The sequence below is a fragment of the Mesorhizobium sp. NBSH29 genome (assembly GCF_015500055.1).
GTDB lineage: Bacteria > Pseudomonadota > Alphaproteobacteria > Rhizobiales > Rhizobiaceae > Neomesorhizobium.
This window is the reverse complement of the sequence record NZ_CP045492.1, coordinates 1,310,599-1,328,704: the sequence shown is the minus strand read 5'-3', so window position 1 is coordinate 1,328,704 and position 18,106 is coordinate 1,310,599. Positions and strand designations below refer to the sequence as shown.

The window sequence follows — 18,106 nt, the reverse complement described above, 5'->3', positions numbered from 1 at the left end:
CTGGCGAAATTTCGAAGATGATGATGGTTACTATGTGCCTTCTCCTGACAAATGATTTTCGGTCTTATGCGCTATCCTGACCCTCTCCTGACCCTGTCCTGATGCATCTCGATCAGAAAGGTCGCCACCGCTGGTGCGACGATCTCAGGTGCGGCCGAGTGGTCCGCGCCGGTGAGGACGGCAACCCGCGCATCGGGGATCAACTGGCCCAGACGTTCGGCGGTGGCACCGAAGAATTCGGGGCTCTGATCACCGGTCAGGATGAGTGTAGGCACGGCGACCCTTCGCGCGATCTCAACGGGCAGACGGCCGCCCGTCGATATGCCCATGAGGTCGAGATCGTTCGACATGCTCGGGGCGGCGCGCAAACGCGCGTTGTCGGTGGCCATCGCCGCAGCCATTTCGTCCGGCACGCCCGATGCGGCGAGGAAGGCTTTGATCGCCGCTGCGTGACGGCCGACGTTCAAGTGGCCTCGCACCTCGGCGACGTAGGAATCTTCCACTTTCGGCGCATCCTCGGGCGAGAACGGTGGTTCATAGAGAATGAGGCTTCCGATCGGCAGACCATTGGCAGCGGCATGGAGTGCCAATGCCGCGCCTGAGGAGTGCCCGAAAAGCGCCGGACGGCTGCCAGCCGTCACGATCATGGCGGTGATATCCTCGATTTCGCGGGTAACGGAATAGGACGCCCCATCACCGCTGTCGCCTCGTCCGCGCCGGTCCACCGCGAATGTCGTGAAATGGTCTGACAGTGCCTTGCTGAGCGCCGCGACCCCGCTGCGGTCGCTCAGAATTCCGCTGATGAGGATTATGGCCGGGCCACTCCCACTGCGCTCGAAAGCAATGAGGGTGCCATCTCTGGAGATTACTTGTTCGGGCATGAGGCTCTCCTGATAGGGCACGGAGCGCTTAAGGTTCTGCGGATGGACCTGTAAGTTGCAATAGACGCCAGCATTCCGGTTCAGCCGAAACGAGTTGTGAGGAACGCGATGGAAAGGCTGGCCACGACCGCCTTGGCCAACGCGTCTCCTGCATGGATTGCGTAGAGCTTCGCCGGGTAGCCTTCGTGGACGACCGCGCCTGCAAGGCCTGCGGCCTGAAACCCGGCCCAGACAAGCAAGGCAAGGAGAAGGGAGCCCGACAGGCTTTCGATCCCGATCCAGCGGATCAGAACCGCCAGCGCCGCTGCCAGTCCCAGGCATCGGAGCGCTTCAAAAGCTAACGTCGACGCCTGTGGTGTCGCGGCTTCAGCGTAGGCGGGGCTTAGAGACGCGGCAGCCCCGCCGAAAAGTAAACCGTACCAAATGGCTCCGACAACGAAAGCCAGTACCGCTCCGGCCAACACGCTCCCAAACCAGATCATCATGGTTGATCTACTCCTGCACGAATTTCAGTATCATTCCGAGAGAAGAGCATTTCGATGTAGCGGCGCAGGTGGTCCACGCTCTCGATCGCGACATCAGCCGTGCCTTTGGCTTTTGCCATGACAAGGGCCCCTTGGATCACGGCTTGCACATGCAAAGCCAAGCTGGTGGCATGGTCTTCGTCACCCGAGCCATAGGCGCGAAACGCCTCAACCAGATCGGCTTCGATGATCCGTGCACCATCCGTAATGATTTCGTCACAGGCTCGGCGGATCGCATCGCTTGTCGCGTGGGCCTCTTGCACGAGCGTGCCGGCGAAACAGGTGAACTCAGCGATCTCACCAACAAGAAGCGATCTCCGCAGTTCGAGATAAGCCAGGACTCGATCGACCGGATCGACCGGGTCACGCCATGGGATTGCGGCGAACATCTCGGAGGCCAGCGCGCCCCAGCGGTGTGTTGCCGCAACGCCCAGCTCTTCCTTGGTCGCGAAGTGGTGAAAGAACGATCCTTTTGTAACCCCCGCAGCGCGACACAGATCTTCGACCGACGTGGCTGCAAAGCCGCGCTCGCGCACAAGTTTGATTGCCGCGAGAAGAAGTTTCTCGCGGGAGGGAAGTTTGGGTGTGGACTCGGTTTCGTTCGCCATCATGCCATCACCATACCGATTGGTATGGTGATGTGTCAATCATGCACTGATCCTGCTATTTGCCAAGCTGTTCAGGCATCTTGGAAGTGCATTCACCGAGGTTACCCGAACCGCGGATACGAGCCAATTTCCATGAAACATCCCCGTCTTGTCCGTCGCGGTTGTCGTACGCCGAATGCCAGGTTGAGATCGTTCGCAATTGTTTCGTCACTCGATATAGCGTTTTGCGAACAATGCATCGGCGCGAAGCCTTTCGCCAATATCTGGCCTGCCGACGCGTTCCATTTCGTCAGCCGCATTGGCTCGCTCTTGGATTTCAGCCAATAGGATCGCTTGCAACTGCTCGGAACCTAAGGCCAGTCGCTCGATTTCAGCCGACCTTTCAAAGAAACGATGTCCATCTTTCGACCCATTGTCCGCCTTTATCGGGGGGCATCGGCATTGTCGATCGCTGCCAAAAGTGCACCAATCAGCTTAGCTTCATCCGTCCGACGCGCCTTCCTGGAATTGCGCAGATCGAGCCGCATGCGATCGTGTCCCCGGGGGTGGTGTAGGTTCTGGCTGAGGTGGTCACCGGCGATAGTCCGGTAGGGTCTGGTTGTTGACACCAACCTGGACCGGAGAGACCCCCGATGACCAACGACATTATGAACCTGCGGGACTTCGTCGAGAAGACCCCTGACGCCGATCTGCTGCGAGAGATGATCGGCTTTGCCGCGGAACGCCTCATGGAGCTGGAGGTCGGCGCCACCACAGGCGCGGCCTACGGCGAGAAGAGCGCGATGCGCCGTGCCCAGCGGAACGGTTACCGCGATCGAGATTGGGAGACGCGGGCTGGCACAGTCGATCTGCGCATCCCGAAGCTGCGCAAGGGCACCTACTTTCCCGGTTTCCTGGAGCCGCGCCGGATGGCGGAGAAGGCGCTGACCGCTGTAATCCAGGAGGCCTATATTCAGGGCATCTCAACGCGTTCCGTCGACGACCTGGTCAAGGCGATGGGCATGAGCGGCATCTCGAAGAGCCAGGTCAGCCGTTTGTGTGAAGAGATCGACGGCAAGGTGAAGGCCTTCCTCGACCGGCCGATCGAAGGCGATTGGCCGTATCTCTGGATCGACGCCACCTATCTCAAGGTCCGGCGCGGTGGTCGGATCGTGTCGGTCGCTGCCATCATCGCCATCGGCGTGAACTCGGACGGACGCCGCGAGATACTGGGCTTGGAGATCGGCACCTCCGAGGCCGAGCCGATCTGGACGGAGTTCTTGCGCAAGCTGACCCGGCGCGGCCTGCGGGGTGTGAAGCTCGTGATCTCCGACGCACATGAAGGCATCAAGGCGGCGGTAACGAAGGTGCTGTCCGCCACATGGCAAAGGTGCAGGGTCCACTTCCAGCGCAACGTCGCGGCCCATGCCGGCAAGAGCGGTCGCGGTGTCGTCTCGGCTTTCATCGCCACCGCCTTCGCCCAGCCGACAGCCGAGGCGGCAAGCACCCAGTGGCGTGCGGTGGCGGACCAGATCAGGCCGAAGGTGCCCAAGCTGGCAACGATCATGGATGACGCCGAGCACGACGTGCTCGCCTATATGTCCTTCCCGAAGGAGCACCGCACCAAGCTGCACTCGACCAATCCGATCGAACGTCTCAACGGCTAGATCAAGCGCCGCACCGACGTCGTCGGCATCTTTCCCAACGACGACGCGATCATTCGCCTGGTCGGCGCGCTGCTCCTCGAACAGAACGATGAATGGGCCGTTCAACGGGGTCGATACATGACACTGGAAACCATGGCGCCGGTGAGCGATGATGCAATCGTCAGCCTGCCCGTCGTGGCGCGCTGATCAAGCAGGCCCGAAGCGGACGTCACGGTGATCCTCACGGCCCGCTACACCACTTGGTGGGACACGATCCCGCATGCGGGCTTTCATCTCGTGTGCGGCATTTCTCACCATATCCAAAACCTCTGCGGCCACTTCTCTTTTCAACACAGGTCCGCCCGGGGCTGCGCAATTCGGCCAGGCAAGCCGTCAGAAAACAATGGCAACTGACTGGTTCGCACCGGGGATGAATCACCTAGTCGATGATTGCGCCAGTGCCTTCCGCTTTCATGCGGGCGAGCCCATCCTTCATGCCTTTAACCTGTTCGGGTGTGTGTCCTTGCCACTTCGTCACTTCAGCAATGATTCTGAGAGGCTCACGCGAGCGATAGGACATTGACGGATTGCCGGGAAATTTCTTGTCCGTAAGGTTGGGATCATCGACGATGGGTCCGGTCGGCTCGACGACATATATGCGTTCAGCCGCATCGCCAGACGAAAGTTCAGCTCCCCAGATTGCCGCATCCAGAGTAGCCGAGAAATAGACCCACGAAAGGGGCTGTGTATCGGTAAAATTTGATCGGTAGCCTACCTGGATCATGCTTCCAACTTTCAGGTTGGCCTTGGTTCCATGAAAGTATGCCTGCACAAACAGATTGGGAGAATTTGACATTGATGCGTTTCCTTTAACTTCAGACTGGTGGCGACCATTGATCAAGTTGATCGCTACAAACGGTACTGCGAACAAGATCGGCTGGGTCGCTGCCGCTTGTTTTCGCAAATTTCACGTGTCTCATGCGCGCGTGAATCTCACCCATCGCACTATCCTTGGCTCCCAATTTCACTCGCAACTTCTTCATCATTCGTTGGCTGCGGCGGAAACATAGAACGGATCGCTTGTGTCGCCGCCGGATGATAAATCGTTGCATGGCGTTCGTTGGGGAACGCCGTGTAATCCCAGTTGATGCTGGAATTCTGGTTGGCCTTCAGTGCTTCGACCAAGCGGTCCATGCCCTGTTGCATCGCCCCACCTTCGTCGGCCATGGAGAGCCAGATGGAGCGCTCGGGTTGCTGGGACACCGAAAGCAGAGTGCGCGCATCACGGGGTAGATTGCCGCCATCCCACCAGAGGCTGGGGCTGATCGCGATATAGTGGCTGAAGTCTTCAGCGTGCCGCAGCGCAACATCGACCACGAACAGCGCCGCAAGCGATTCGCCCATGACCGCATTGTCGCCCTTGGTTCGATATATTGCATCGATGGCGGGGCGAAGCTCTTCGACAAGGAAGCGCCTGAAGGTGTCTGCGTCGCCGCTCGTGGGAAAATCTTTGATCTCGGCCGGATCACTTGAGGGCTGGGTGAACTCCGCCCTGCGATCCTCGCTCTGAATGCCAACCACTATCATCGGGACGTTCGCTCCCCACGTCCCTCCTTGCTGCACCATGCTCGCGATATGGGCGAAATCCTGCCACCCCGATCCACCATCCAACAGGTAGAGAACCGGATACTTTGCGTTGGCCTGTTCAGGATCGTCGTAGTCGGTCGGTAGCATGATATTTACCCGGCGCAGACCCCGCATTGCCTGTGAAGGGACATCGTACCCCTGTCCGATCACCACCGGTTCGCCAGCGGCCGCAAACGGAAGCTCCTGCGCCTGACAGGGGATCGCGGTCATCGATGAGACTGCCAGTATGATTGCCCGCCACCACATCCTCATGCTCTCCTCGATATCGTAATTGGTCCAGGCAAGAGCCCAAATATTGGAAATTGCGAGACGATCATGATTTTGTCCTCGTGACCGGCCATCAGTTCAACAGCCTTGCAAGGCTCGCAAAGTCAGCACTCCAGTCTTGTTCGACTTCCTCGACGATGCGCTCGGGAACCGCGCCAAGACTATGGACAAGTGTGAGGAAAGCCCCGCGGTCTCGCGGTTCGATAGTTACGTCCACCACGGTATCGCGCCCGCGTCCGACTACCTGCCAGGTCAGGACCAAGCGCGTGGGGCGGGATATCTCGATGAAGATCCCAGTGTAAACGATGGGTGCCCCGTCGCGCGACAGTTCGAATGTGAAGCTGCCACCAACCCGCGCATCAAGCTGGATATCTTTCGCCCGCTGTTCGCGATACGCGGGGTCGAACATCCACTGCGCAATAAGGGTGGGATCCAACCATGCATCAAACACGTCTTCGGGCGCGGCTTCGAAGAAGTAGGTGACATGCGCTGATTTTTGGGGGTTGGTTGTCATATTGCAATTCTACCGAACGGCATCCTCTGGGGGATGTTCAGCGAACCACTCCACGATCTTGGGCATGTTCGCTTCGAATGCGCCCGGAGAGAAGATATTCAGGACTCCGGCGCGCTCTTGGCTCCGGTTTTCGAAATCGTGCTCAACGCCCGCCGGGACGAAGATGAAGCTACCCTTGTTCGCGTCGCGCCTCGTGTCGCCGATCAGAAAGCTCATCGTGCCGTCAAGAACATAGAAAATTTCGTTCTCCCGGTCGTGCGAATGCGCGCCCACACCCTTCGTGTTCGCTTCCATCCACCATTCGGAAATCGAGAACTGGTTGGCGGTTTCCTCTCCATCCGCTTTGAAGGTCGCCTTGATGCGGCCCATGTCGTATGAACGTCCTTCATCCGCGGCGACGAAAATCACCTCTCCCTTTTGATGTGCGTTCAAGTTCTGCACCTCCCTTTTTTCGGCCGTTGCTCTCTTGCCAGTGACGAATTGCAAATCAATCATCAGGTACGACCGATGATCCACCGACCGCGCGGCATTTGAGATCGATCACCCGCCACGCAAGACGACTGGGCGAACCGCCAAGACGTTCAACCTCTTCATCGACGCAGCGTTGCGATCGTGTTCGGTCGTCTCTCGCCCGGAGAGCCGCGTCCAGGTCGACAATGTCTCTGAGTTCTTGTTGCGTAAGCTGGCCCAGTTGGATTCGGCCATGCAACAAGGCTTCGTAATTCGCGCGGGCACGGTCGATCCGGTCCGTAGCAGAAGCAGTGTTTGCGACCAGCGACAGTCCAGCCAGTAGCACCAAAGCCGGTCGGATAAATGCTCTCATCCATTGGGTTTCATGGAAATTGAGTATGGAAAAATCAGTTGCCGTCATGTGCTATCCGCCTTCCTCTTTTTAAGAAGTGCATCAAGTGCTTCAAAGCGCGTCAGCCAGAATGACTTCGTCTCCTCAATCCATAAGGCGACCTCGTCGAGTCCCTTCGGGTTGAGCGACAATACATGCTCTCGACCGACTCTCTCTCGTTTGACCAACTCGGCACGCTCCAACAGGCGGATGTGCTTGGACACCGAATTCAGCGAAATCGGAAAGGGCTCGGCGATCTCCGTGACGCGCGCCTCACCTTCATTCAGCCGTGCCAGGATAGCGCGCCGCGTGGGATCAGCGAGAGCGATGAACGTTTGATCCAGCGATCCCTCTTTAAGATTCATACTGTCAAGCCTCGTGATCGGTTCATGGGTTCGTGACTACCTTTCCAGGGTTTCCTCTGCGTCAAAATCGCCTGCCGCTGTCTTGCGACCTTCTCAAACTCTGTTCGTCCGGGTTGCCCAACTGGAGCAGTTCGTCATCAACAATCTTGACTGTTGCGCAATACCATTCATACTTATGGGTGAATATAGGTCAAGCCTGAAAATGCACAGACCGTTCGTCCCCTTTGCGATTTGCGAGGAGGATTCGACGACTGAGCACACGATGCAATCATGCGGGGTTGAGAGACGACATGGTACGGAAGAGGTGCAAATAGGGTGGCACTTGAACTGAGACATCTGCGATATGTCATCGCCGCTGCCGAGCATCACAGCTTCCGGCGGGCTGCGGGTGTACTCGGAGTCAATCAGTCAGCCATCAGCCGCCGTATCCGCGATTTGGAAGACGAACTCGGCGCATCGCTATTCAATCGCCATTCGGGCGGCGTCGAGTTGACATTTGCGGGACGAAGTTTCCTCGAACACGCCAAGCGCGGCCTGGTACAGATCGACTGTGCGGCAAGCCTGGTCGATGCCCATGGCTGCGGCGACGCCGGGAACGTCCGCATCGGAATTTTCTCGTCGCTCTCTTCGGGGTTCTTTGCCGATCTATTGCATGCTTTTGAACGCCGACATGCCGGCGTTCGACTAGATTTTATCGAAGGTGCGCCGACAGAACACATCGCGTCGATCCGTCACCACAAGCTCGATGTTGCATTTTTGACGTGTACGATCGCGCCGCCCTATTGCGATAGCGAGCACCTCTGGACCGAAGGAATTTATGTTGTCGTGCCTGTCACCGACAGCCTCGCTGGCAAAGCGGAGATTATCTGGGATGACCTCTATGATCGGCATTTCATCGTGAGCCGATCAGACCCGGGCCCTGAGATACACGACTATCTTGTGAAGCATCTTGCCCGTCTGGGGCATCGCGCCAGCGTTGAATATTGTTCGGTCGGCCGCGACAACCTCATGCATCTCGTATCATTGGGAAAAGGCCTCACGCTGACCAGCGAGGCGACAACGGGCACAACATTTCCCAAGGTTACATACCGGTTGCTGGCGGGCGAACAGCTTCCTTTCTGCGCGATCTGGTCGCCGCAGAACGACAATCCTGCGATGCGCCGCTTGCTGAGCCTTGCCAAAGCGATGTCTAAACGGAACCGGCAGTGCGAGAGCCGCGCGAATTCGGCTATTGTCGTTTCGAAGGCATTGTCGCGTCCGTCCGTTCCACACGGTTCCGCCTCTCCTTCGCGAAACCACGGTCGGTCGCCATAAAGCGCTCGACCATAGGGGCTATCAGCCTTGCAGGATCCTTGATCGGCTGTCCGGTTTCACGCGCCAGCACTTCAGCATAGGCGATGAGAGATTTATGAACCGGCGCGGGCAATTCAACCGACACTTTTACCGGTTTGTCGTCTAAAAGCGCTCCGAGTTTCAACTTGGTCATGAATATCACCTTTGTGGCTCGAGGATGAGGTCGCGGGTGACGATGACACGCACCGGAACGCCGGGACGGATGGTGAGGGTCGGTGCCCGCCCGACCTGTCGGCGGACAATCTCTTGTCCCGCATCGCCGATCGTGTCCTGGGCGCCGTCGCGGATTGCGCGGGCGATCGCGTCACTGTCGTCGGTGGCGAGTTCCGCGCCAATATTCAGCACGCTAGCAAGCACTGCGGCCTTGGCGATGTCCCACCAATGATGATCGACACCGTCCTCGAGCCCGGCGTAGCCTGCGGCGTCAGCTCCGGGCTGCCGTTCGAGCACGATCGAGCGCCCGCCCGGTAGGATGATGCGGTTCCACACCAGCAAAACACGCCGCTGGCCGATGCCGACGCCGCTGTCATATTCGCCGATCAGCCGTGAACCCTGGGGAATGAGCAGATAGCGCCCGGACGGGCTGTCATAGACGTTCTCAGTCACCTGCGCGGTGATCTGACCCGGCAGATCGGAGCGGATACCGGTGACGAGCGCTGCCGGAATGACGGCCCCGGCCTGAAGCATATAGGGTGATGGCGGCGGCGTGACGCGATCAGCCGACATTGTGCGACGATCGACGGGCGCATTCAGGAAAGCCAGCTGCCGCTCCTGTGCCGTGGGTGTGCGCGGCTCTTCGGGAAACACCGACGGAAAGCCGCCCGCAAGATTGACGCCTGTCGCTGCTGCCGGTGACTGGCTCTGCGCTCCCCGCGCGCCGAAGAACAGTTCGCTGGTGCGGGCGGCCTCGATTTCAGCGAGACGGCGTTGCTCTTCGGGATCGGGACCGGGTGCCATCGTGACCGGCACCGGGCGGCCTTCTTCCTGCGCGCGGCGGATCGGACGGCCGAGATCGCCGGGCAGCGCCGGTCCGAGTTGCGGGACGCCGGAATAATCCGTTGGCAGACGGCGCAGCTCGTCGGCGGCCGGGCGGTTCTCGGTGGTGAAGAGCTCGTTCGGTGCATCCCCGGCCTGCCGGCCCTGAAGCGCGAAGATCAGCGCGCCGCCGATGCCGAGGCCGGTGATGATCGCAAGGCCCGCCAGAACTTTCCGCGACAGCCGCACGACACGGGGCGGATCGGCCCGCAGCCGGAACGGATCGTTTGGGGGAGTTTTGCGTGATGTCCCGGCGTGGTCTGCGCCGGAAGCCGGTATTTCTGTTTCATCGGTCATTGGTGCTGTCCTCCGCTGCCGCGGTCCGCGCATTGCGCCGCACGCCGTCGGTTCGCACGATGCGGACCATCTGCTGGTTCTCGCCGCCCAGGCGCAGTTCGGCGGCAGCGAAGAGCCGGTCTACGATGAGGACGTTCAGGTAGACGCGGGTATTGGCGATCTGCGCCTCGCCGTCTGCGCCGATCACGAAGAGGGGCGGCATCTCGCCCTGAACGATCCCGCGCGGGAAGACGACATAGACACGCCTGCCGTCATCGAAGACGGTCTGCGGTCGCCATGGCGGCGTGTCGCCTTCAAGCCCATAGCGGTAGCGTCGCTGGGCTTCGGGTGGAATGATCGGCTGCGTCAAGGCGGGCGGTTGGGCCTGCCCCCGGACCTGCGGATAGGACCAAGCGACCGAAGGCATGTAGGAGTCTTCATTCGCCCGCAGTTCGACCAGATAGATGCGCCTGTCGGTGCTGATGACGAGGTTGGTGGCGATGTCGGGCCGGGTGGGTTTCACGAGAATGAGGACACGTTGCTCGCGCCCACTGCCGCTTTCCGTATCGCCGATGATCCAGCGCGCCGTATCACCCGCGGCAATCGGGCCTTCGCCGGTCAGGCGCTCGCCCGGTTCGAGCGCGATATTGGTGATCTGTCCGGGCGAGGCATAGACCTGATAGAGCGCCCCTTCGCTGTAGGGGAACACCTGGATTGCGTTGTAATAGCCTTCGCGGCGTGGCTGGACGCGGGCGGCGGCATTGGCATTGATGACCCGGGCTTCGGGGGTGCGGGCAGTTTCGCCGCCATGTGACGGCGTCCAGGCCGGCGGGGTGTGAACCGGTTTGAGGGGCTCTTCGACCGCCGCCGGTGGTGGCGCCGGAAGTGACGGCACGTCGCCATCATAGGTGATCTCCGGCGGCTTGTAGGTTGCACACCCGGTCAACAGGGCCGTCACGAGCACCAGCGATAAGGTCGGGGTGCCACAGAGAACTCTCATTGCTGCAACTCCCGTGACCAGTTGATGGCGTTAACATAGATGCCGAGCGGGTTCTCGCGCAGCCGCTCCGTGGTGCGCGGCGGCTGGATGGAGATGGTCAGGATCGCCGTCCAGCGCTCGGTCGCAGCGAGGCTGCCGTCCTGATAGCGCCGCTCGGTCCAGGCGATGCGGAAACTGTCCGGCGAGGCGCGAATGACGCTGGAAACATCGACCGAGACCTGCATCTCGCCGACTCGGGCGAAGGGATCGTTCGCACGGGCGTAGTCGTTGAGCGCCTGCGCCCCGCGATCGGTGGTGAACTCATAGGCGCGCAGCCAGTTCTGGCGCACGATGATCGGATCGGCGGCGATCGAGCGGACCTGCTCGATGAAGCGCGCCAGATGAAACGCCACCTGCGGATCGGTCGGTCGGTAGTCAGCGGCCGCGGGCGCAACGGTCTGGGTCTCGCCGTGTCTGTCGACTTCCACCACCCAGGGGACAATCGTGCCGCGCGCCGATTGCCAGACGAGGCCACCCGCCAATCCGGCGGCGAGAAACAGAGATCCGAAGGCTATCAGCCGCCAGTTCTTGGCCTGCACACGGGCCGAGCCGATGCGGTCGTCCCAGACCTGCGCGGCCTTCTGATAGGGCGTCTCGGGTTCCGGCGTCTTGCCGTAACGGAGGGAGGGTCGTTTGAACATCAGCTGTCCCTTTCTGAGAGATTGATCGAGGCGCCGCCGCCATGGCTGTCGCCGGAACGGACGGCATGTGCGGCGGCGGTCGCGCCGTGTTGAATGGACTGTGAGCGCTTCATGCGCTTCGCCCAAGCGGGCTGCGCGGACGAGGACGTCGCGGCACCGACGTCGCCTGCACCGCCTGAAATAGTCCCGCCGCTCGCCTCGATCGCGGTGCGTGCGCCGCTTCGGGCGCTATCGCGCATGGCGCCTGCCATCTTCTTCAGGGGACTGGCTGCGACACCGGCACCGGCTCTGGCGACGCCGCCAAGTCCTCCGGCCACACCGGCAGCACCGCTCTTTCCTGCCGAGCCGAGACTGTAGGCGGCAGAAGTCCCTCCGGTCATCGCCGCGCCGCCGCGCGCACCTGCCATCGCTGCCTTGGCGACAGCGCCACCTGCCATTCCCGTTCCGGCCACTGCCGCGGCGGTCACGCCGGCGGCGGCGACACCTGTCCCGATCGCGGCACCAGCGCCGAGTTGCGGACCACCGGAAATCAATCCGTTGGCGATGCCGGGGCCGAAGATGCCGAGGCCGAGTAGCGACAGTGCCGCCAGCACGATCGCCATCGCGTCCTCGATATTGGGCTGGTTGCCGCCAAATCCGGCGGTGAACTCGGCAAACAGAGTCGAACCGATGCCAATGATGACGGCGAGCACGAGAATCTTGACGCCGGAGGAGACCACGTTGCCGAGCACGCGCTCGGCCAGGAATGCCGTTTTGCCGAAAAGCCCGAACGGGATGAGAATGAACCCTGCCAGCGTCGTCAGCTTGAACTCGATCAGGGTGATGAAGAGCTGGATCGCGAGGATGAAGAAGGCGAGCAGGACGGTTCCCCAGGCGAACATCAGAATGATGATCTGCATGAAATTCTCGAAGAAGGAGATATAGCCCATCAAGTCCGAGATGGAGTCGAGGATCGGGCGTCCGGCATCCAAGCCGACCTGGGCGACACGTCCCGGACGCAGCAGATCGGCCGTCGTGAATCCCGTACCCGTAGCCTTGAGACCGAGGCCCGCGAAACTCTCGAAGACGATGCGGGCCAGCGTGTTCCAGTTGGAGATGATATAGGCGAAGACACCGATGAAGAGCGTCTTCTTGACCAGTCGCGCGATAATGTCGTCATCGGCGCCCCAGGCCCAGAAGAGGGCTGCCAGCGTTACGTCGATGACGATCAGGGTGGTCGCCAGAAACGCGACCTCGCCCCCCAGGAGACCGAAACCGCTGTCGATATAGCGGGTGAAAACCTCGAGGAAGCGATCGATGACACCGGTACCGCCCATGACCTATTCGCTCCCTTCGTCTACGGAACCCGAGTTCAGAAAGCGGCGGCGATTCTCGGCCCAGGCATTCAGGCAGGAGGGGTCCCCAAGCGCTGCTTCACCGAGCGTCTGGCAGCGTTGAAGCCTGGCGCGCAGCGGATCGGGAGGATCGCCGGTGACGGACGCAGGCCGGATCACGATCTCGTCGTCACGGCTGATCTCCAGCAGGGCCGCTAGGATCGCGAACAGCACGAAGACGCCGGTGCCGAGCCGTATGAGAACCGCCCGTTTCACGGGTCAGCCGCCGCTCGGGAACATCTGGGCGTTGCCGGGTTGGTAGCCGGTGCCGGGTTCGAGGAATCGGCGGCGCTGTTCGCGCCCCTGTTCCTGCGCGGCGGTTCGCTGTGCGGCTTCGAGGTTCTGCGCGCGGCCCTGTGCGGCGATGACGGCGGTCAGATCGGAGATCTGCTGTGCCTGCAGCGCCAGGAGCTGGTTACCGGCCTGGGTCGCCTGCAAGGCACCGGTCGCACCTTGGCTCTGGCCGACCAGTGCCGACATTTGCGCACGGTTTGTATCGATATTGCCGACCACACCGGCCTGCACCCGCATCGCATCCTGCAAGCCGCCAACCGTCGTCTGCCAGCGTTCCTTGGCGCCATCGATCAGCGCCTGATCGGAGGCGGTCATCGAGGCCGCGCCATAGGTCGTCTCGAAGGCCTTGTCGATCTCGCCGACGTCGTAGGCGATCTTCTGGGCTTCGCCGAGCAGCGCCTGCGTGCGCGCCACGGATTGCTGCAATTGCTGTAATGACGAATAGGGCAGGCTTGCCAGATTGCGCGCCTGATTGATCAGCATCTGCGCCTGGTTCTGCAGCGAAGTGATCTGATTGTTGATCTGCTCCAGAGCGCGGGCCGCCTGAAGCACATTCTGCGCATAGTTGGTCGGATCATAGACGATCCGCCCGAAGCCGAAGGCGTGTGCCGGAGTTGTCAGGACCGGCGCGAGGGCCAGCGGGGTCGTCAGCAAAAGCGCTGCAGCAAGCTGGCGCAAGCGGGATCGTTTGGTAGTCATGGGGTGTTCTCCTGTTCGGTGGGGGTGGTCAATTCGAGGTCGAGATCGAGCGCGATCTGCTGTTCGAGGTCGGTAGTCAGGTCGACTCGGTCGAGATTGGGGAGATCGGCGATGAGATCGGCGGCCCAGACCACGCCGCGCTCAACGAGCCACGCCTTCACAAATCCATCGCGGCCATGTTCGGCGAGGATACGGGCGATGGCGGTCTGATCGGTTTTTGCGGATGTGGCAGTGAAGGCGAGTGCCACCTCGCCGAGGCCGAGTTCGAACAGCCGGTTGCCGCGCCGGGACTGGCAGTAATAGTCGCGCTTGGGCGCGGCCCTGCTCAGGATCTCGATCTGCCGGTCGTTCAGGCCAAACCGGCGATAGATCGCGGTGATCTGCGGTTCGATTGCACGCTCGTTCGGCAGGAACAGCCGCGTCGGACAGCTCTCGATGATGGCCGGCGCGATCGGCGAGCCGTCGATGTCGGACAGCGATTGGGTGGCGAAGATGACGCTGGCATTCTTCTTGCGTAGCGTCTTCAGCCATTCGCGCAGCTGCCCGGCAAATCCTTCGTCGTCGAGCGCAAGCCAGCCCTCATCGATGATCAGCAGCGTCGGCGATCCGTCGAGTTGACCTTCGATCCGGTGGAACAGATAGGCGAGCACGGCGGGTGCGGCCCCGGTACCAATCAGGCCCTCGGTCTCGAACGCCTGCACACTCGCCTTCCCAAGCCGTTCGGCCTCGGCATCGAGCAGCCGTCCGAACGGTCCGCCGACGCAATAGGGCTGCAGCGCACGTTTCAAACCCTGCGATTGCAGGAGCACCGACAGACCCGTCAGCGTCCGCTCCCCGACCGGGGCCGAGGCGAGCGACGATAGCGCCGACCAGAGATGATCTTTCACCTCCGGCGTTACGGTCACGCCCTCACGCGCCAGGATCGCCGCGAGCCAGCCAGCGGCCCAGCTGCGCGTCGCATCTTCGTCGATGTGCGCGAGCGGCTGCAGCGCGACCGGTTCGGAGGCATCGTCGGACAGTGAACCGCCGAGATCGTGCCAGTCGCCGCCCATCGCAAGCGCGGCGGCGCGGATCGAGCCACCGAAATCGAAGGCAAAGATCTGGGATTTGTCATAACGGCGGAACTGTAGCGCCATCAGCGCCAGCAATACCGACTTGCCCGCCCCGGTCGGCCCAACCACCAAAGTATGCCCAACATCCCCGACATGCAGCGAGAACCGGAACGGGGTCGCGCCTTCGGTCTGACCGAAGAGCAGCGGGGGCGCTGCGAAATGCGCGTCCCGTTCCGGCCCCGCCCACACCGCCGACAGGGGGATCATATGAGCGAGATTGAGCGTTGAAACTGGAGGCTGACGAACATTGGCGTAGACATGGCCGGGGAGCGATCCGAGCCAGGCTTCGACCGCATTGACCGTTTCGGCGAGGCAGGTGAAATCGCGGCCCTGGATGACCTTCTCGACCAGCCGCAGCTTCTCGTCAGCGACGCGCGGGTCTCCATCCCACACCGCGACCGTCGCCGTCACATAGGCTTCGCCGATCAGGTCGGAACCGAGCTCCTGCAGCGCGGCATCGGCATCCATCGCCTTGTTATGGGCGTCAGTATCGAGCAGCGCCGACGCCTCATTGGTCATGATCTCCTTGAGGATCGCGGCGATCGACTTGCGTTTGGCGAACCATTGCCGCCTGATCCTGGCGAGCAGCCTGGTCGCGTCGGTCTTGTCGAGCATCATCGCCCGCGTCGACCAGCGATAGGGAAAGGCGAGCCGGTTGAGATCGTCGAGAATGCCGGGCGTGGTCGCGCTCGGGAAACCGGTGATGGTGAGGATGCGCAAATGCGCCTCCCCCAGCATCGGCTCCAACCCGGCTGTAAGTGGTTGATCTGCGAGCAGCGCGTCGAGATGCATCGGCACTTCGGGCACCCGGACGCGCTGCACCTTGGTCGAGATGGCCGAATGCAGATAGGTCAGCGTCTCGGCGTCATCGAGCCATGCGCATTCGGGCATGAAGCCTTCGATGAGTTGCAGCACGCGGTCGGTGCGGTCGACGACCCCGGCCAGGGTCTCGCGGGCATCGGCACCGACAGTGCGGTCGCGGCCCTCATAGAGGAAGCGTTCTGCCCGTGCGGCTTTTTCGGCTGGCGGCAGGAACAGCAATGTCAGGAAATAGCGCGATTCGAAGTGAACGCCTTCCTCTTCGAATTGTGCCTTGCGCTCCGTGTCGACCAAGGCAGAGGCAGCATCAGGAAAGCGACTTTCGGGATAGGAACTGGCGGGGACGCGCTGTGCCTCGACGAACACCGCCCATCCAGAACCGAGACGGCGCAAGGCGTTATTGATACGGCCCGCGACCGCAACCAGTTCGGCGGGCACGGCGCTGTCCAGATCCGGCCCTCGAAACCGTGCCGTGCGCTGAAACGACCCGTCCTTGTTGAGGACGACGCCTTCACCCGCCAGCGCTGCCCAGGGCAGGAAATCGGCCAGATGGTTCGAGGTGCGGCGATATTCGGCGAGGTTCATCATCACTCACACTCCGAGATGGCCGGGAATGCGCACATGACGGCGCACGACATCGACGAACAGCGGATCGCGTTTGGCAGCCCAGACCGCCGCTAAATGGCCGATCGCCCAGATCAGGATGCCGACCAGCCATAGACGCAGGCCGAGCCCGACAGCGGCGGCGAGCGTGCCGTTGACGATCGCGATTGCGCGCGGCGCACCTCCGAGCAGGATCGGTTCGGTCAATGCCCGGTGGACGGGGATCGTGAAGCCGGGAACGGGGTCCTCCATCAGATTACCGCCCCACCGCCAAAAGAAAAGAACGACAGGAAGAAGCTGGATGCGGCGAACGCGATCGACAGGCCGAAGACGATCTGGATCAGCCGCCGCGCACCACCTGACGTGTCACCGAAGGCGAGCGTCAGACCGGTAATGATGATGATCATTACAGCGATTATTTTGGCGACCGGGCCTTCGATCGATTCCAGGATTGATTGCAGCGGCGCTTCCCACGGCATGGATGACCCGGCGGCCTGTGCGGTCGAGGCCATAGTGAGGGAGACAAACGTCGCGATGCAGATCGCGTCAAACCGGCGGCGAAATGGACGGGAAGATTCAGGCATCGGCGGTTCCTTCTGAGACTTGGTTTGTGGATGTGAGGCGGTAGTCGCCGGCCGGGGTGAGGCCATCGACGCGCGCGAGTTCTGCCAGGCGACGTGCGGACCCGCGTCCCGACAGGACGGCGACCAGATCGATGGTCTCTGCAATCAGCGCGCGGGGCACCGTGACGACGGCTTCCTGGATGAGTTGCTCCATGCGGCGCAGGGCACCCAGCGCCGTCCCGGCATGGATGGTGCCGATGCCGCCCGGATGGCCCGTGCCCCAGGCCTTGAGGAGATCGAGAGCCTCCGATCCGCGTACCTCGCCGATCGGAATGCGGTCGGGGCGCAGCCGCAGCGAGGACCGCACAAGGTCGGAGAGCGAGGCCACATTGTCCTTGGTGCGCAGCGCTACCAGATTGGGCGCGGCACATTGCAGCTCTCGCGTATCCTCGATCAGGATGACGCGATCATCGGTCTTGGCGACCTCGGCCAGGAGTGCATTGGTCAGCGTGGTCTTGCCGGTCGATGTCCCACCGGCAACCAGGATGTTCCGGCGCTCTGCGACCGCGACACGCAAAGTCGAGGCCTGTGCCTCGGACATGATTTCGGCTGCCACGTAATCTTCGAGTGTGAAGACGGCGACGGCCGGTTTGCGGATCGCGAAGGTGGGCGCGGCCACGACGGGCGGCAGCAATCCTTCGAAACGTTCTCCCGTCTCGGGCAGTTCGGCCGATACACGGGGCGCGCCTGAATGAACCTCGGCGCCGACATGATGGGCGACCAGACGGATGATGCGCTCGCCATCTGCAGCGGACAAATGGTCTTCAGTTGCACAAAGGCCCTCGGACAGCCGGTCGATCCAGAGCCGCCCGTCAGGGTTGAGCATCACCTCGACGATTTGCGCATCGTCGAGATATCCGGCGATCGCCGAACCAAGTGCGGTGCGCAGCATGCGGCTGCCGCGTGAGACCGCCTTGGATTGTTGAAAAGTTATCGTCATGCGCGTCCCCGTGTGGAGGGACGTCAG

General features: G+C 61.6%; 21 protein-coding genes and 1 pseudogene. 2 read left to right on the top strand and 20 right to left on the bottom strand.

Features of this window, described 5'->3' with window-relative positions; translation table 11 throughout:
- Nucleotides 1-71: 71 nt before the first annotated feature.
- The 3 genes from GA830_RS06550 to GA830_RS06540 all read right to left on the bottom strand — a co-directional run bounded on the left by GA830_RS06550 (nt 72) and on the right by GA830_RS06540 (nt 2,016).
- Complete coding sequence (locus tag GA830_RS06550) at nt 72-881, bottom strand: alpha/beta fold hydrolase (protein WP_195164259.1); 810 nt, start codon at nt 879-881, stop codon at nt 72-74.
- 80 nt (nt 882-961) lie between these two features.
- Nucleotides 962-1,366, bottom strand: a complete 405-nt coding sequence (locus GA830_RS06545) for a DUF1761 domain-containing protein (protein ID WP_195164258.1) — start codon at nt 1,364-1,366, stop codon at nt 962-964.
- Complete coding sequence (locus GA830_RS06540) at nt 1,363-2,016, bottom strand: TetR/AcrR family transcriptional regulator (protein WP_258045579.1); 654 nt, start codon at nt 2,014-2,016, stop codon at nt 1,363-1,365. The genes GA830_RS06545 and GA830_RS06540 overlap by 4 nt, the downstream gene beginning before the upstream one ends.
- A 629-nt stretch (nt 2,017-2,645) precedes the next feature.
- On the opposite strand from GA830_RS06540, the pseudogene GA830_RS06535 reads away from it, so the two are divergent.
- Nucleotides 2,646-3,845 (top strand): annotated as a pseudogene (locus GA830_RS06535) (IS256 family transposase).
- Between the two features lie 232 nt (nt 3,846-4,077).
- Here GA830_RS06535 and arr read toward each other — a convergent pair.
- The 6 genes from arr to GA830_RS06505 form a co-directional block, all read right to left on the bottom strand.
- The gene (gene arr / locus GA830_RS06530) at nt 4,078-4,494 is read right to left on the bottom strand and encodes an NAD(+)--rifampin ADP-ribosyltransferase (RefSeq protein WP_195164257.1); all 417 of its coding nucleotides are present in this window, start codon (nt 4,492-4,494) and stop codon (nt 4,078-4,080) included.
- Between the two features lie 149 nt (nt 4,495-4,643).
- Nucleotides 4,644-5,495 carry an alpha/beta hydrolase gene (locus GA830_RS06525; protein ID WP_210330852.1) on the bottom strand — a complete coding sequence of 284 codons (852 nt, stop codon included), beginning with the start codon at nt 5,493-5,495 and terminating at the stop codon, nt 4,644-4,646.
- 130 nt (nt 5,496-5,625) lie between these two features.
- Nucleotides 5,626-6,066: an SRPBCC family protein gene (locus GA830_RS06520; RefSeq protein WP_195164255.1), complete on the bottom strand. Its 441-nt coding sequence runs from the start codon at nt 6,064-6,066 to the stop codon at nt 5,626-5,628.
- A 9-nt stretch (nt 6,067-6,075) separates the two neighbouring features.
- Complete coding sequence (locus GA830_RS06515; RefSeq protein WP_210330851.1) at nt 6,076-6,561, bottom strand: cupin domain-containing protein; 486 nt, start codon at nt 6,559-6,561, stop codon at nt 6,076-6,078.
- Complete coding sequence (locus GA830_RS06510; RefSeq protein ID WP_195164254.1) at nt 6,554-6,937, bottom strand: hypothetical protein; 384 nt, start codon at nt 6,935-6,937, stop codon at nt 6,554-6,556. The genes GA830_RS06515 and GA830_RS06510 overlap by 8 nt, the downstream gene beginning before the upstream one ends.
- Nucleotides 6,934-7,272: an ArsR/SmtB family transcription factor gene (locus GA830_RS06505; RefSeq protein ID WP_195164253.1), complete on the bottom strand. Its 339-nt coding sequence runs from the start codon at nt 7,270-7,272 to the stop codon at nt 6,934-6,936. The genes GA830_RS06510 and GA830_RS06505 overlap by 4 nt, the downstream gene beginning before the upstream one ends.
- Before the next feature lie 315 nt (nt 7,273-7,587).
- On the opposite strand from GA830_RS06505, the gene GA830_RS06500 reads away from it, so the two are divergent.
- On the top strand, nt 7,588-8,586 hold the full coding sequence (locus GA830_RS06500; RefSeq protein ID WP_195164252.1) for a LysR family transcriptional regulator: 999 nt from the start codon (nt 7,588-7,590) through the stop codon (nt 8,584-8,586).
- On the opposite strand, the gene GA830_RS06495 is transcribed toward GA830_RS06500, so the two are convergent.
- The 11 genes from GA830_RS06495 to trbB are packed head-to-tail and all read right to left on the bottom strand — an operon-like array spanning nt 8,501 to nt 18,079.
- Nucleotides 8,501-8,758 carry a DUF2274 domain-containing protein gene (locus GA830_RS06495; protein WP_195164251.1) on the bottom strand — a complete coding sequence of 86 codons (258 nt, stop codon included), beginning with the start codon at nt 8,756-8,758 and terminating at the stop codon, nt 8,501-8,503. The two genes, GA830_RS06500 and GA830_RS06495, sit on opposite strands and share 86 nt — an antisense overlap.
- Nucleotides 8,759-8,763: 5 nt before the next feature.
- On the bottom strand, nt 8,764-9,957 hold the full coding sequence (locus GA830_RS06490; protein WP_195164250.1) for a TrbI/VirB10 family protein: 1,194 nt from the start codon (nt 9,955-9,957) through the stop codon (nt 8,764-8,766).
- Nucleotides 9,947-10,936, bottom strand: a complete 990-nt coding sequence (gene trbG, locus GA830_RS06485; protein WP_195164249.1) for a P-type conjugative transfer protein TrbG — start codon at nt 10,934-10,936, stop codon at nt 9,947-9,949. The genes GA830_RS06490 and trbG overlap by 11 nt, the downstream gene beginning before the upstream one ends.
- Nucleotides 10,933-11,616 carry a conjugal transfer protein TrbF gene (gene trbF, locus GA830_RS06480; RefSeq protein ID WP_195164248.1) on the bottom strand — a complete coding sequence of 228 codons (684 nt, stop codon included), beginning with the start codon at nt 11,614-11,616 and terminating at the stop codon, nt 10,933-10,935. Before trbF ends, trbG begins: the two co-directional genes overlap by 4 nt.
- Nucleotides 11,616-12,932, bottom strand: a complete 1,317-nt coding sequence (gene trbL, locus GA830_RS06475; RefSeq protein WP_195164247.1) for a P-type conjugative transfer protein TrbL — start codon at nt 12,930-12,932, stop codon at nt 11,616-11,618. Before trbL ends, trbF begins: the two co-directional genes overlap by 1 nt.
- Before the next feature lie 3 nt (nt 12,933-12,935).
- Nucleotides 12,936-13,205, bottom strand: a complete 270-nt coding sequence (trbK-alt, locus tag GA830_RS06470; protein ID WP_195164246.1) for a putative entry exclusion protein TrbK-alt — start codon at nt 13,203-13,205, stop codon at nt 12,936-12,938.
- Nucleotides 13,206-13,208: 3 nt separating this feature from the next.
- Nucleotides 13,209-13,982, bottom strand: a complete 774-nt coding sequence (gene trbJ / locus GA830_RS06465) for a P-type conjugative transfer protein TrbJ (protein WP_195164245.1) — start codon at nt 13,980-13,982, stop codon at nt 13,209-13,211.
- Nucleotides 13,979-16,501, bottom strand: a complete 2,523-nt coding sequence (trbE, locus tag GA830_RS06460) for a conjugal transfer protein TrbE (RefSeq protein WP_195164244.1) — start codon at nt 16,499-16,501, stop codon at nt 13,979-13,981. The genes trbJ and trbE overlap by 4 nt, the downstream gene beginning before the upstream one ends.
- A gap of 3 nt (nt 16,502-16,504) precedes the next feature.
- Nucleotides 16,505-16,768 (bottom strand): VirB3 family type IV secretion system protein, encoded by a 264-nt coding sequence (locus tag GA830_RS06455; RefSeq protein WP_195164243.1) that lies wholly within the window; start codon nt 16,766-16,768, stop codon nt 16,505-16,507.
- On the bottom strand, nt 16,768-17,100 hold the full coding sequence (locus tag GA830_RS06450) for a TrbC/VirB2 family protein (protein ID WP_195164242.1): 333 nt from the start codon (nt 17,098-17,100) through the stop codon (nt 16,768-16,770). Before GA830_RS06450 ends, GA830_RS06455 begins: the two co-directional genes overlap by 1 nt.
- On the bottom strand, nt 17,093-18,079 hold the full coding sequence (gene trbB / locus GA830_RS06445; protein WP_195164241.1) for a P-type conjugative transfer ATPase TrbB: 987 nt from the start codon (nt 18,077-18,079) through the stop codon (nt 17,093-17,095). The genes GA830_RS06450 and trbB overlap by 8 nt, the downstream gene beginning before the upstream one ends.
- Between the last annotated feature and the right edge of the window lie 27 nt (nt 18,080-18,106).

Excerpts from the sequence above, each read along its gene's own strand:
- trbL (WP_195164247.1), bottom strand. The coding sequence starts at position 12,932 with ATGGGCGGTACCGGTGTCATCGATCGCTTCCTCGAGGTTTTCACCCGC.
- GA830_RS06455 (WP_195164243.1), bottom strand. The coding sequence starts at position 16,768 with ATGGAGGACCCCGTTCCCGGCTTCACGATCCCCGTCCACCGGGCATTG.
- GA830_RS06525 (WP_210330852.1), bottom strand. The coding sequence starts at position 5,495 with ATGACCGCGATCCCCTGTCAGGCGCAGGAGCTTCCGTTTGCGGCCGCT.
- GA830_RS06515 (WP_210330851.1), bottom strand. The coding sequence starts at position 6,561 with ATGATTGATTTGCAATTCGTCACTGGCAAGAGAGCAACGGCCGAAAAA.
- GA830_RS06450 (WP_195164242.1), bottom strand. The coding sequence starts at position 17,100 with ATGCCTGAATCTTCCCGTCCATTTCGCCGCCGGTTTGACGCGATCTGC.
- arr (WP_195164257.1), bottom strand. The coding sequence starts at position 4,494 with ATGTCAAATTCTCCCAATCTGTTTGTGCAGGCATACTTTCATGGAACC.
- trbG (WP_195164249.1), bottom strand. The coding sequence starts at position 10,936 with ATGAGAGTTCTCTGTGGCACCCCGACCTTATCGCTGGTGCTCGTGACG.
- GA830_RS06520 (WP_195164255.1), bottom strand. The coding sequence starts at position 6,066 with ATGACAACCAACCCCCAAAAATCAGCGCATGTCACCTACTTCTTCGAA.
- GA830_RS06505 (WP_195164253.1), bottom strand. The coding sequence starts at position 7,272 with ATGAATCTTAAAGAGGGATCGCTGGATCAAACGTTCATCGCTCTCGCT.
- GA830_RS06510 (WP_195164254.1), bottom strand. The coding sequence starts at position 6,937 with ATGACGGCAACTGATTTTTCCATACTCAATTTCCATGAAACCCAATGG.
- GA830_RS06490 (WP_195164250.1), bottom strand. The coding sequence starts at position 9,957 with ATGACCGATGAAACAGAAATACCGGCTTCCGGCGCAGACCACGCCGGG.
- GA830_RS06540 (WP_258045579.1), bottom strand. The coding sequence starts at position 2,016 with ATGATGGCGAACGAAACCGAGTCCACACCCAAACTTCCCTCCCGCGAG.
- trbJ (WP_195164245.1), bottom strand. The coding sequence starts at position 13,982 with ATGACTACCAAACGATCCCGCTTGCGCCAGCTTGCTGCAGCGCTTTTG.
- trbE (WP_195164244.1), bottom strand. The coding sequence starts at position 16,501 with ATGATGAACCTCGCCGAATATCGCCGCACCTCGAACCATCTGGCCGAT.
- trbB (WP_195164241.1), bottom strand. The coding sequence starts at position 18,079 with ATGACGATAACTTTTCAACAATCCAAGGCGGTCTCACGCGGCAGCCGC.
- trbF (WP_195164248.1), bottom strand. The coding sequence starts at position 11,616 with ATGTTCAAACGACCCTCCCTCCGTTACGGCAAGACGCCGGAACCCGAG.
- GA830_RS06495 (WP_195164251.1), bottom strand. The coding sequence starts at position 8,758 with ATGACCAAGTTGAAACTCGGAGCGCTTTTAGACGACAAACCGGTAAAA.
- GA830_RS06545 (WP_195164258.1), bottom strand. The coding sequence starts at position 1,366 with ATGATGATCTGGTTTGGGAGCGTGTTGGCCGGAGCGGTACTGGCTTTC.
- GA830_RS06550 (WP_195164259.1), bottom strand. The coding sequence starts at position 881 with ATGCCCGAACAAGTAATCTCCAGAGATGGCACCCTCATTGCTTTCGAG.